Here is a 12,030-nt window from a genome sequence, read left to right on the forward strand (position 1 = left end):
CAGATGTCGCAATCCACACCGAGCCAGAAGGCCCTCACCTATTTCAAGATCACACGTCAGTGATCGCTGTCACCAACCTCCGTGGACAGAACACCAGTCCGACCTGACACGCCTGCTGGAGTCACTAAGCTCATCGGACGGAATCGAGCTCGTCCGCAGCGTGGTCGAACGCCGCGGACCGCTGTCGGCCCAGGGCCGGACCACCCGAAACCGCACGGACGCTACGCACGGAGTACCGGACCCCTTCACTGCCTGGCCTCGCCCAGTCGGCGTGCCCGCGAGGCCGGTCGGCCAGGCCGTCCCCGTAGTGGACGGTATCCGCGGTGCGCGCGTTCGTGGGGTTGGCCGCCCGGTCGCATCGAGCGGCCGATAGCCCCTGAGAATCGTTACGGTAATCGTCCCGATCCGGGAGCGGCACCAGCCGGGTCTCCCTAGAGTTGTGGCCATGGTGGGGCGCAGGGGTGCCGATGGGGTGCGGTGGCGCACGGTGGTGCTCGTACTCGGCCTGACCGCGTTGGCCGGGCTGCTGGTCTGGGTAGGAGTCGCTGGAATCCGCAGGGATTTGGCGGCTGCCGGGGTGGTGGCCGGGATTGTCGCGGCGTTGCTGGCAGCCCCAATGCTGGCGGTGGGACTGTGGACCTGGTGGCGGCGGACAACCGGCCCCCAGCTGGCTGCCACGGGCGAGGAGATCAACCGGGCCAAGGAGATGCTGGCCGGTTTGGTGGCTGAGCAGTGGCGGGACGAGGCGGTGCTGCGGTCACTGGACGATCCGATCCCAATCCCCGTGCACTGGCGGGTTGCCCGTCGGCCCGACTTGATGGACCATCCCGCCAATCTCACCCCGGGCGTACTGATATCGGTGTCCAGCAACGAGATCAGCGGCCTGGTGGGAGAGTTCCGCCGGATGGAGCGCCGACGGCTGGTGGTCCTCGGCGGACCGGGAGCGGGCAAGACCACGCTTGCGGTTCAGATGGTGCGTGAGTTACTGGCTTCCCGGGAACGTCACGGGGACGAGCCGGTGCCGGTGCTGTTCTCGGCGGCCGGGTGGGACACCGGGCGTCATCCGAGGCTGCGGGAGTGGATCAGCGACCGACTGGCCACCGGCTATCCCGCCCTGCGCGCTCCCGGTCTCGGCTCCGACATGGCCGCGGTGCTGGCCAGGCGAGGGCACATCCTGCCGATCCTGGACGGCCTGGACGAACTGCCCCCGCCTGCCCAGGCTGAGGTGATCGCCGCACTCAACCGTTCCCTGGCCGAGACCGACCAGCTCATCCTCACCAGCCGTACCGCCGAGTTCTGCCACGCCCTCCAGCAAGCCGGAGATGTGCTCACTTCCGCCCTGGTGTTGGAACCCGACCCCCTCAGGCCGACCGTGGCGGCGGACTATCTCGAACGCTGCTTGCCGCCCCGTCCGGCCCCGGCCTGGGAACGCATTCTTCAGGATCTTCGCGCGCCCGTCCCCGCCCATTCCGTCGCGGCACTGGCTGACCTGGCTGCCACCCCGCTGGGGCTGTGGCTGCTGCGTACCGTCTACGTCACCCCTGGTGCTGACCCTGCCCCGCTGTTGGACCCCGACCACTTCCGCGACTCCCCAGCCCTGCGCGCCCACCTGCTCGACCACCTCGTCGGCAGCCTGATCACCACACGCCCGCCCGGCGAACACCCCACTGAGGTCTTCCGCCCGAGCACTCGCCACGACCCCGACCAGGTACGCCGCTGGCTGGGCTTCCTGGCCCACTACCTCGACACCAGGGGCACCCGTGACTTCGCCTGGTGGCAACTGGCCCGCAACACCGACGCTCTCACCCCTACCACTCGTGTCGCCTTCGGCGCTTTGACCGCGCTTGCTTTCGCCGTCCTGATCGTGCTCCTCACCGGACTGATCGGGGTGGGCGCGTCCATGGAAGGACTGATATTCGAGGACGGTCTGTCGGCCGTCGTCTTCGCGGGGGTACCGATCGGAATCTCCGTCGGGCTCCTGGTCGGCCCCGCAGCCGCGGTCGCGGCCGGCGCCTGGGCGCGGGAGGAACCGGGCTTCCTCAACCTCCGCCTCCATAGCCCTCTGGCCATGCTGCTGCGGAGGTTCACAGTCGAGATCGCCTGGGGTTTCGCTCTCGCCTCCGCGCTCGGGTTCACGATCGCGTTCGTGACCGAACTGGCGGACTACCTCTTGGACGGAAGCACGTCGACCGGCGAAAGATTTGACGACAACCTTGTTCTCGGAGGCACGGTCGGACTCTGGGCCGGTCCTGTGGTCGGAATCGCGAGAGGGGTGGTCTCCTGGGCGGAAACCCCGACTCCTGAAGAACGGGCAAGTACTCCACCGGTCAACTGGCGGGCCGATCGCGCCCTGAACCTCCTGCGTGCCGGTACGTCCGGGATTGCTGTCGGGGTCCCGACCGGGGTGCTGTTCGGAACCGAGTACAGCGGGATCCCGTATGAGGGCGCGTTCGAAGAAAGACTCTGGGTTGGCCTCATGTTCGCCCTCGTGCTGGGATCCGTATCCGGCTTCGTCAACGGGCTGGTGCTCGGAAAGCACCGGGCGTGGTTCGCCTACCTTGCGGCCACTCGCCGCCTGGCCGAAAGGGGCCAGCTGCCCCGTCGGCTGATGGCGTTCCTGGACGACGCCCATCGCCTGGGCCTGCTGCGGGCCGTTGGACCGATCTACCAGTTCCGGCACGCCGAGTTCCAGGACCACCTGGCTGCCGGGTACGCGGGGCAGGCGTCCCCAGCAGCCGCAGGCGACAACGCCGGTGTCCCGCCAGCGCCTGTCCCGTGATCGAGTCCCGACCGTGCGGATTGATCAACTAGCCACCGCCACGCCTGCTGGCTCAGATCCGCGCCGACCGGTGCGTCGTCCGGTAGACGAAGCGGTGCTGCGGTGTGTGCCACTTCTGATGCAGCCACGCATAGGGATTTACGGGGCGATGGTGGCGGTTCTCCGTCTCCGAACGCATTTACAACATCCCGGTCACCACCGAGACCGTCACGCTCACGCTCTCCACCAAGAGCAAGGCCAAGGGCAAGAAGCCGGTGGCCCAGGCAAAGATCCAGAACCTCAACGCTGCCATCGCCATCACCTCCAGCGGGGTCAAGGGAGTGTCCAAGGGCGTCATCACCAACGGCTACGCCGTGTGGACCGCGACCCCGCAGGTGAAGGCGTTCGGCAAGAAGAAGATCGTGAAGGACCACGTCGCCCAGGCCGCTATCTAGTCGGGGCAGGAAGAGCCCGACGAGCCCCGATCCAGGTCATGAACCTCCATCAGGCCAAAGGCCGGGAAGCCGACACCACAATCCTGCTCCTCGGAAACAATGAGTTCCACAGCTCGGAAGCAGAGCCGTACCCAACCGGCTCCAAGCTGCTGTACGTCGTGATGACCCGCGCCAGGAAGAAAGCACACCTCGTTGTTCCCGATCTGGTGCACGGTCTCTGGGAACCCCTCGTCACAGCCCTGCGGCAGGAACACCTGGGCCTTCAGGACCGATAGCTGACTGGTAGAACGCAGCCCATCCGGTGGATCGGCATCCTTAGCGCCATGGGCGATTCAGTCGTCCAGCTCTGTGCGGGCGGGCGGAGCCGGGATACTTCCAGGGTGTCGACGATGGATCTCGAAGCCGTCCGGGCTGCGCTGCGCGCGCAGAAGCCTGCCCTGCTGTTGGAGCAGCCCGAGGGGCAGTGGCTGGACGCAAAGACCGTGCCGTACGAGCTGCGCGATCCGCGCGCCGTGGAGGAACTCGCCAAGGATATCTGTGGGTTCGCCAACGGTGGCGGTGGTGTCCTCGTCCTGGGCATCGCCACGCGTCTGGTGGGCGACGAGGAGATCCTCGACCAGATCATCCCGGTTGACCGGGCCTCGGTCGACCGCGACCAGATCCGCAAGCTGATCCGCGCGCGCATCACCCCGTCCCCGCGCGGGGTGAGCGTGGAGTGGTCCGATGACCAGCAGGGCGCCCGCGTGCTGTTCATCGACGTCCACGCCCAGGAGGAGAACTGCCTGTTCGTCGTGGCGGCGCCGGTCGGGAAGCCGGGCACGCCGCGCACGGACACGGTCGCGGTGCCCGTACGCGAGGCGGACGGGACGCACTGGCTTCCCCGCACCGAGATCCAGCGCCTGCTCTCCGCCGGTGTTGCCGCCTCCGGTATGCCCACCGCCGAGGCGCTGTCCCAGCTCCTGCACGACGCCGTCGCCCGATCCCAGGGCTCGGGGCCGGCCGTGCTGCGGATCGGGCAGGGCCTGCCCGACTGGGAACGGGAGATGCGCGAGGCGTACGAAGAACTGGCCGGTGCGAGCCTGGGGCAGTCGGCCGGTGAGGCCTACCGTCACGGGCCGGCCGCTCTGCAGGATCTCGACCATGCCGTGGATGGGAAGCCGGGGTGGGTGCTGTGTGTGGCTCCCCCGCGTCCGCCGGTCGTGGTCGCCGCGCCCGTGTGGCAAGCCATCGTTGCCGCTGGCCGGGCCGACATCGGCGGGGATCCGCTCGCGGCGATCGGGTACCCCGTACCGCCGGGGGCGAGCGCGGGCCGGGGATCCGTGGGTGGTGAAGGCCGACGCCTTGCGCGTGCAGCTGGAGGGCGGCAAGTGGGGCGCCGGCCGCCTGGTGCGTGCCGGGACCGGTGGATGGCGGTGGCAGCCCGCCGCTCGCTTCAGCCTCGACCAGACCCGGTCCGCCCTCAGGTGGACGAGCCAGGCACCACCGCCGCAGCTGCGGTTGCGCGCCCTGGTGACCCTTCCCTGGACCGACGCCTCCGCGCTGGAGATCACCAAGGCCCGGCGCCAGCACCTTGAGCAGCAGCTTCCGTACAGTCCACTTTCTGGTTCGGTGACGATGTTGTCTCAGCGCCGGGGTGGCAGCCTTCCCGCTGCCCGGTGGAATGCGGGCCCGCACGACAACTCTCTGCACGCCGCGAGCTACACGAGCGTCATCCACGCCCCCGGCGGCCGGCCGGCCATGGCGGCCGCCGCAATGATCACGACACCTGGGGTGATGGACTCCGCCGTCGTGTCGTGCGCGGACGTCCTGATCGAGGACACGGCGGCCTGGACTGAGGCACTGGGCGGCCACCGGGGTACACCGCTGGCCTTCGAGGAGGTCCAGGACATCCTGCTCCATGTCTGGGAGACGGCCGCCGAACTCCTGCCCGAAGTGCTCGGCGACCCGGCCTGCAGGCGATGGGCGGCCCCGCCCACCACCGAGCTGGGCTTGAGCTTCGAACGCAGCGACCACACCGGCGTGACGCCCACACTCGCATCCGTCATCGACTTCAGCCCGCTCGGCCCCACAAGCCGCAGCCCCCGAACGGAGATGGCCGTCACGATCACCGCTGAGCCCGCCATGAAGAGCACCGAGCGCCAGGACCTGCTGCGCCGGGCTCTGGTCCACATGGCGCAGGCCTTCGGCCACGTCCAGGCCGAGGTGGGGCTGTTGTAGGAAGCCCCGTCCTGACGGCAGCCCGCAGAGCTGAGTTGTGTGGGATGGGATGGAGAATGTCGTCGTGCCACTGACCGGAGAGAAGTACACCCAGCTGAACCAGGCTCAGTCCACAGCGGACGGCGAGGATGACGGGCGGTGGGTCGCCTGCGACGAGTCCGGCTGGGACGGCGAGCAGCTCGTCGGCCGCGAGCGCCGTTTCATGGTCTTCGCTTCCGTCGCCGTCGACGACGCGGAGGCAGCCCCGCTTGTGCAGGATCTGCGGGAGCGGGCCCGGATCCGGCAGGCCGGAGAGCTGAAGTTCCGCCTGTTCAAGGACCGCCCGGAGCGCCGGTCACTGCTGCAGCAGCTCTGGGGCCCTGGCGGCGTGCTTCTAGAAAGGTGCTCGGTGTATGTGGTCGACAAGGAGTATGCCGCGGCGGCGAAGGTGATCGACCTGCTATTGGAGGACAAGGAGTACGACGAGGGCAGGAACCTGTATGCCGGCGGGCAGGCCCGTACTTTGGCGCGCGCACTTGCGCTTGAGGGACGCCGGGCTCTGCGCGGCGCTCTGTTCGAGGAGTTGATGTCCGCGTTCGTGACGCTGGCCTCTCAGCGTGCCGTGGGTCGGCAGGAGGAGGCGCTGGGGGCCTTCTTCACTGTGGTTGATCGTGCTTGGGGGGCCTCGACACGGAAGGCCGTCACCGAACTGCTGGCACGGGTGCGTGGCACACGGCCCTACGCTGCAGGCCTGCATGATGAGGAAGTGGAGTTTCTTCCAGCTGGAGATGCTTATACCCGCGGTGGCCCAGACGGCTCGCCGGTGGGGTAGCCGCGTCGGCCGTGTCAGCCTGCTCACCGACGAGCAGCGCATGCTCACCGACGACGCCCTGTGCACCGTCCGGCTCTACTCCAACAGCCCCGTCGGCATGACCCTGCTGACCCGTGAACGGGGCGCTGACGTCGCCGCCGTCGTCCGCGGCTCCTCCGGCGATCACCCCTCCATCCAGCTCGCCGACCTACTGGCCGGCGCGGCCGCGGCCGTAACCGAACGCCACGCGGGGAACTCCTCCCCCGCCGCCGACAGCCTGTGGCCCGTCATCGTGCCATTCGTCGATGGACGCTCCCTGCTCCCCTACGACGACCCCGCCACCCGGCTGCGCTCGGTGGAGGAGCGTGCTGTGCGCCGCTGAACTGCCTACTCTCCCGTTGGCCCAGGTGCCCGCCAATCGCCGTGTGGTCGTCGCTGACGAAGTCATGGGCGCTCATCACCGCAGGTCTGCACTTCGGGCGATGACAGGCGCTCAGCAGTAGGGGCTCCAGCGGCCCAAGCGGGCCAGCAGCTTCCACACCACGTCATCGTTCACCCCGAGGGCTGCGGCGGCCTGCCCGGCGGTCGTGTCTCTGCGGGCATCTTGGGCTGGCCAGTACCCGGCCTGAGAGGCGGTCACCTCCAGTCGGCGGGCGGCCCGCAGGGCGGCCAGCGGTGAGGTCTTCGCCAGCTTCTCGATCTCCTCCTCCAGCTGGGCCAGCAAAGCGGTGACCGTCTCCGGCAGAGCAACAGCCGACTTCTCCACCTTGACGGTGTGGGCATCCCAGTCCCGCATGCAAGCGTCCGCCTCGCCCGCCCCGCCTCCGCCAGCTTCTGTTCGCCGATCAGTCACGAGGTGAACGAGCCGCTGCAGAAGGCGTCGTCGCGTGCGAGGGTCCGGTAGGTCACTCCTTCCCAGCCGTTGAGCCGGTGAGCGAGACGGGTGTCGGCTTCGGCTGACAGATAGGCGCGGACTATGTCCTTGCCGCCCGCGTCGAGTATGTCGGTGAGCTGCCGGCGGATGCCGCTCACGGTGCGGTTGGCTTGCACGGCGAAGAGCCTGGCCAGCTTGAAGAGTGCGAAGTGGTGGCGGGTGCGGTCGATGAGGACCTGGTCCCAGGCTGGCGGAGGACTGACGAAGAAGTCGAGCCGGACCAGGCTGTGGTCCGCGATCCTTGCCTCCAGCCAGGGGTCGTGGTCTATACGGTCAAGGTAAGGGTGCAGCAGAGTGGCTTCCGCGCCCGAGGGCATGCCCTCACCCTTGGCGTGATTGCAGTCGGCACAGGCCGGCACCAGGTTCAGGGGGTCCACGCACAGTGCGGGGAACATTCTCTTGGGGAGAAAGTGGTCGAGTGTCCGGACCACGCCATGGCCGCACAGAGGGCATCTCTCGTCCGCGGGGGCGGCCATGATCTGGTCGTAGATGGCTCGTCCGTCCGTGGTGTTGACCATGCCGTTCTCGTAGGCCCACCGCACCACGTCCCCGGCCTCGATGCCCGGCACGGTGAACTGCGAGCGGTCCAGGTCGTGGAGAGTGCCTTCCCGTGCTGACTGCCGGAAGCGCTCGCCCGCTGCCTCGACGCTGTCTGCGGCCGCCTGCAACAGGCTGCGTCGCTGCGGGTGCCTGGTGCCGCGCACGCATGCGTCGTAGCTGTCCCGGGCCGAGAGCGCCGGCGGGGAGAGAGGCCACATCAGCGGTGCCCGTCTGCGGCCCGGTACGCCAGGAGGATCCGGACCAGCCCCTTCGCTTCTCCGCCGAGCTGTCCACGGAAGCGGTCCAGTACCTGCTCGTAGGTTTCCAGCTCGTCGACGGCCTTGCTGATCTCGGCGTGGAAGCCGGACTGCCTGACTTCAAGCCCGAAGATTTCGTGGGTGAGGACCCCGACGTTCTCACCGTAGGTCTCAAGAGCCGGCCGCTGGGGCGGGTGGCGGTCCCAGCGGCTGACCTTCCACACGCACGAACGGGGCACCTCCTGCAAGACCACCGGGGAGTGGGTGCCGATCAACGCGACGCCGTTGCGGTCGGTCAGCAGCTCCGATAGGCCCTCACCAATGAGGCGAGCAGCGGGGGATGCAGATGGGCTTCGGGCTCGTCCATGAGGACGAGGGACTGTTCGGCCACGGTCTCCACCAGCCGTGTGATCGTCAGCAGGACGATGGCGTGTCCCGCGCTGAGGCGGGAGAAGATTTCACGCGCCCGTTTCCCGTCCTGCTCGAGGAAGTTCCTGCGGTCCTGCAGGGACCGGGCGAAATGGTGGATGGGGGACTCGTAGAAGTGCGGATCGCTGCTCAGCACGTCCAGGGCCGCTGTCCAGCGGCCGATCCGCCCGGCGGCAGCGACCTCCTCGACGCTCTTGCTGAACTCCTTGCTCAGGTCGTCGTAGGACTTACGTTCCCTGGTGGGACGTCCGAGGGCGTCGATTTTGGCCAAGCCTACGTATGTGTAGCTGACGGTTGGTTCGACGGGGGCCGCCGGGGGTGGCTGGTCGCCGGGAAGGTCCTTGTCAGGGTCCCAGCCCTTCAGCTCCGGGTGGCGCTCGTCGTCACCAACCTGTGCCTCGGTGCGCTCCTGGGCGGGGTCGAAGGCACTGAACGTGACGGACACGACGTTGGTGAACGCTCCACTGCTGTCGCGGGACCAGATGATCTCGCCGACCTCGCCGGCCTGCGCGTCCGGGTTCACCACCGCTTCGGCGATCTTGCCCAGCAGCGTCGTCTTGCCCACGCCGTTGCGGCCGATCAGCACATGAATGTTGTTCGGCGGCTGGGAATGCGGTGTGACCGAGAAGGACAGCCGTCGCTCGGGTGCCGTGGTGTCCACGGGTGCCAGATACTAGAAGTGGTAGTCCGTCAGCCGGGAGCCGCCCTCGGCGATGCGCCGGAACTGGACCTCGACCGTCTGCCTTTCGACGCTGCGCAGCAGCGACGTCTGCGTCACGTCCCACATGAGGGCGTCTTCGAAAACAGCGGGGCTGTACGCGATGTCGCACAGGCCCTTGAGGATCTCCCTGCGCACGAAGTCACTGAGCCTGACGATGTTCTCGTAGTAGGCGGTGTCCTGCCCCGCAGAGAACCAGTACAGCCGCCGGTCCAGCCCGGCCAGCTGACCAAACTCGCCCTTCCGAAGAGGCCTCTGCTTGCGCACAAGGTCGGCGTAGCCGATCTTGACCAGTCCCAGCTCCGCGATTGCGCCGCTGCCGTCGCTGAACCACAGCCGATACAGCGTCAGGTAGTCGTCGTCATCTCTGGGGACCGGCTCCAGGAGGCAAGCGTCCGTATGGCGACCACTGCGTGGCCGCTCTCCTGCCTCCAGCACGATGAAGCGCACGCACCCCTCCCCGGAACAGATACTGAAGCACCCGCCGCCGCCCGGAACAAGCCGTTCACGTCAATCAGACAGCGCTTGTACTCGGCGGCCCTGTTGGCCCACGGGTGGTTGTGGTCGGGGCCCAGCGAGGTGCGCCAGGTCCACGGCGCGGCCGGGTGGGTCGCGCAGGCATCCGCCGACGGTCTACCGACAAGGCAGGTCTCACCGTCCCCGACGCCCCGCCGCTGCCCTTCGATGCCTTCAACCGCAGTTCACTCACCCATGATCCACGCGACATGCTCGGCGTAGCCTTCGTCCTCTGCGGTGTCGGGAGTGCGGGTGTAGGTGCATACCAGGCACTGCCCGTAGGCGACGCGACCCCAGATCGGGGCGAGGCCATCCACGCAAAACGTCTCGTACTCGCAGACCGGACAGGTGTCGAGGGGGCGGCCGTCCGGATTGTGCTTTGGGTGGCAGGCGTTAGGGTTCTCTACTGCCTCCGCACGCCGCGCGGCCTCCTCCTCGCCGATGCGTTCGAGATACTCGGCAGCCCGTTTTTGAGAAACTGCGTCCTCCTTCCAGGCTTGCTCCCGGATCCGGTCATGCTGCTGCTCTCCCATCTTCCTCAGGCTCTCGTGGCCGTCCAGAGCCAGCAGGGCTTCGATGTGGCGCCGCTGCAGGCCGCCGGCTCCACGGGCGTGCCGGGCCGGTTGGCTGACGTTGATGCCGTCCAGGAGTGTGCTCACATCGATGGGGGTGTGGCGGCCTTGGGGGCGTTCCTGGGTGAGGGATTCCGGGCTGCTCAGGGGTGTCGTACGCGGCCTGTGCTTGTCGGGGATGAGGACGATCGCGTCCTGCTCAGGCAGGCGTTCCCGACGCGCGTGCTCCATGATCACTCTGAGAAGTTCTCGTGCTGAGCGGATGTGGCCGTTGCTGTGCGCTTCCTGTCCCGGCCACTCGTGGGCCACGATCGCGGCCAGCCCGTTGGACAGCGCCTGCTCGAACACACCCTCCGGGCCGCCCGTGGACGAAACAAACGGATCCTCATCCATCGGAGCGGACGTTGCGAAAGGGTCTTTCCCAACTTCGGAGTTGTCGCTGTCCCGGGCGTCGTGCAACTCCGCGGCCAGCGCCACCGCACACCGGGCGAATATCTCAGCTCGCTGATTGCTCATGCGCAGCATGGTGCCGTGCGGCCGATGCTGCTGAACAGGCCTTATCTTCCGTGCTCCGGCAGCGCGCCGCCGGTTCGCCGTGCCGCAAGCTGTCCGACCTGGCCGACAATGCCTGCCTGCGCGTCCCGGTCCGGCTTTGCAGCCCAACCACGGAGAAACCGCGACGAGAAGAACGATCGTGGACACGTGGACAGTCTCACGCATCCCACCGACAGCGAGACTCCAACGCGACGGGCCAGCACGGTCACCGACGCTTTCGACGCGACGTGCACGAGTCGCAACGTAGCTCGCGCGGTGACTGGCGACGCGTCCCGAGGCACCCGCAACCGGATGAAGAGCACAGGGGTGCCCCGCAGCATCACAGTGTCCCCCACCCCGGCCGTCGGCTGTGCTGCAGGTTCTGCTCGTTGCCGTCCGGCAGCCGCTCCGCCATCGGCTGGATCGACTTCCGCCGCCCGTCCAGCATCAGCCCCCGCAGATAGCAGTCACCCTTCGCCCGCTGATCCTTACGCGGTACCGACGCGAACACATCAGCCACGAATAACGCCAACTTCGCCCGAGCATGGTTCACTTCATGTGCGTCACGGCGTGGCAGCGGCGGCGCTGCTCGCCCAGCTGGAAGGGAAGAGCGGTGTCGAGGCCTTCGGTGGCTTCTACGCTGTCACCGCAAGGCTCACCGACACGGCCTGCGCCCAGGACGGTGAGGACAATGCAGCCGGTGTCGCAGCTCGCGGCATCTGTCCTGCGGACTCCGTTAGGTCTGTCTCCTGGTCCTGTTGGGGGCATGTTGGGTGCGGAAGCCGGCCGTGTGAACGCCTTGCGGCAGTCTCCGCGCCGTGGTCGTCCTCGGTACCTACCCCCCTCGGGCCGCTCATCAGTGTGTGGTGGGCCGACTTACCAGGTCGGACGGGTCCGTGTTCGCTCCGCACAGCACCACGCAGACCTTCTCGCCGTTGCCGGGCCGGTAGCTTCGGCTCGGTGCGGCGGGGCGGGTCGGCAGGTCCCGGTCGGGGACGTGCTGGTCCGGTGAGGTGAGCGCGGCCATGGCCGTGGCGGCACCGTGCTCGACCGCCACCTTGCGGTGGTCCCACAATGCCTGTCGAGCGCGGATGATCTCGGCGTCTGGCACGAGTACGGAGTGGACTCGGTCCTGCCGGGCGGCGTGCAGGGCCATCTGGGAGGTGCGCCGTGCGCCGAGGGAGTCGGCGGCGATCGAGTCCAGGGTGACATCGATACCGGTAGTTCGTTAGATCCGGTGGTGGTGTGGCTTGACGGCAGGTCGGGTTGGTCGTAGGCCGGTGGTAGGAGTCAACTGCTCTGCTGGGGGC

The 12,030-nt window shown here is 68.0% G+C and carries 13 protein-coding genes and 2 pseudogenes; 7 read left to right on the forward strand and 8 right to left on the reverse strand.

Annotated features, from left to right (window positions below):
- The first annotated feature begins 445 nt into the window (after positions 1–445).
- From ACIBBH_RS41705 to ACIBBH_RS41735, 7 genes are all read left to right on the forward strand, one after another.
- On the forward strand, positions 446–2,779 hold the full coding sequence (locus tag ACIBBH_RS41705; protein ID WP_399414112.1) for an NACHT domain-containing protein: 2,334 nt from the start codon (positions 446–448) through the stop codon (positions 2,777–2,779).
- 254 nt (positions 2,780–3,033) lie between these two features.
- Complete coding sequence (locus ACIBBH_RS41710; protein ID WP_399414115.1) at positions 3,034–3,213, forward strand: hypothetical protein; 180 nt, start codon at positions 3,034–3,036, stop codon at positions 3,211–3,213.
- A gap of 38 nt (positions 3,214–3,251) precedes the next feature.
- On the forward strand, positions 3,252–3,488 hold the full coding sequence (locus ACIBBH_RS41715; protein WP_399414116.1) for an ATP-binding domain-containing protein: 237 nt from the start codon (positions 3,252–3,254) through the stop codon (positions 3,486–3,488).
- Positions 3,489–3,602: 114 nt separating this feature from the next.
- Entirely contained in the window at positions 3,603–4,787 is a 1,185-nt protein-coding gene (locus ACIBBH_RS41720) for a helix-turn-helix domain-containing protein (RefSeq protein ID WP_399414118.1), read from the forward strand.
- Between the two features lie 34 nt (positions 4,788–4,821).
- Positions 4,822–5,430, forward strand: a complete 609-nt coding sequence (locus ACIBBH_RS41725; RefSeq protein WP_399414120.1) for a hypothetical protein — start codon at positions 4,822–4,824, stop codon at positions 5,428–5,430.
- 49 nt (positions 5,431–5,479) lie between these two features.
- Entirely contained in the window at positions 5,480–6,241 is a 762-nt protein-coding gene (locus tag ACIBBH_RS41730) for a hypothetical protein (RefSeq protein ID WP_399414122.1), read from the forward strand.
- Complete coding sequence (locus tag ACIBBH_RS41735; RefSeq protein ID WP_399414124.1) at positions 6,213–6,602, forward strand: hypothetical protein; 390 nt, start codon at positions 6,213–6,215, stop codon at positions 6,600–6,602. Before ACIBBH_RS41730 ends, ACIBBH_RS41735 begins: the two co-directional genes overlap by 29 nt.
- A 111-nt stretch (positions 6,603–6,713) precedes the next feature.
- On the opposite strand, the gene ACIBBH_RS41740 is transcribed toward ACIBBH_RS41735, so the two are convergent.
- The 8 genes and pseudogenes from ACIBBH_RS41740 to ACIBBH_RS41775 all read right to left on the reverse strand — a co-directional run.
- Complete coding sequence (locus tag ACIBBH_RS41740; protein ID WP_399414127.1) at positions 6,714–7,016, reverse strand: hypothetical protein; 303 nt, start codon at positions 7,014–7,016, stop codon at positions 6,714–6,716.
- Positions 7,017–7,069: 53 nt separating this feature from the next.
- Positions 7,070–7,858 (reverse strand): HNH endonuclease, encoded by a 789-nt coding sequence (locus tag ACIBBH_RS41745; protein ID WP_399414129.1) that lies wholly within the window; start codon positions 7,856–7,858, stop codon positions 7,070–7,072.
- A 53-nt stretch (positions 7,859–7,911) separates the two neighbouring features.
- The gene (locus ACIBBH_RS41750) at positions 7,912–8,175 is read right to left on the reverse strand and encodes a hypothetical protein (RefSeq protein WP_399414131.1); all 264 of its coding nucleotides are present in this window, start codon (positions 8,173–8,175) and stop codon (positions 7,912–7,914) included.
- A gap of 71 nt (positions 8,176–8,246) precedes the next feature.
- The gene (locus ACIBBH_RS41755; RefSeq protein WP_399414134.1) at positions 8,247–9,041 is read right to left on the reverse strand and encodes an AAA family ATPase; all 795 of its coding nucleotides are present in this window, start codon (positions 9,039–9,041) and stop codon (positions 8,247–8,249) included.
- Positions 9,042–9,053: 12 nt separating this feature from the next.
- Complete coding sequence (locus tag ACIBBH_RS41760; RefSeq protein ID WP_399414136.1) at positions 9,054–9,548, reverse strand: hypothetical protein; 495 nt, start codon at positions 9,546–9,548, stop codon at positions 9,054–9,056.
- Positions 9,549–9,799: 251 nt separating this feature from the next.
- Positions 9,800–10,702, reverse strand: a complete 903-nt coding sequence (locus ACIBBH_RS41765) for a hypothetical protein (protein WP_399414137.1) — start codon at positions 10,700–10,702, stop codon at positions 9,800–9,802.
- Positions 10,703–11,093: 391 nt separating this feature from the next.
- Positions 11,094–11,297: pseudogene (locus ACIBBH_RS41770) on the reverse strand (transposase); the annotation flags it as partial.
- 279 nt (positions 11,298–11,576) lie between these two features.
- Positions 11,577–11,936 (reverse strand): annotated as a pseudogene (locus ACIBBH_RS41775) (threonine/serine dehydratase); the annotation flags it as partial.
- Positions 11,937–12,030 lie beyond the last annotated feature (94 nt).

This window comes from Streptomyces sp. NPDC051636 (assembly GCF_044453765.1).
In the GTDB taxonomy this organism is placed as follows: domain Bacteria; phylum Actinomycetota; class Actinomycetes; order Streptomycetales; family Streptomycetaceae; genus Streptomyces.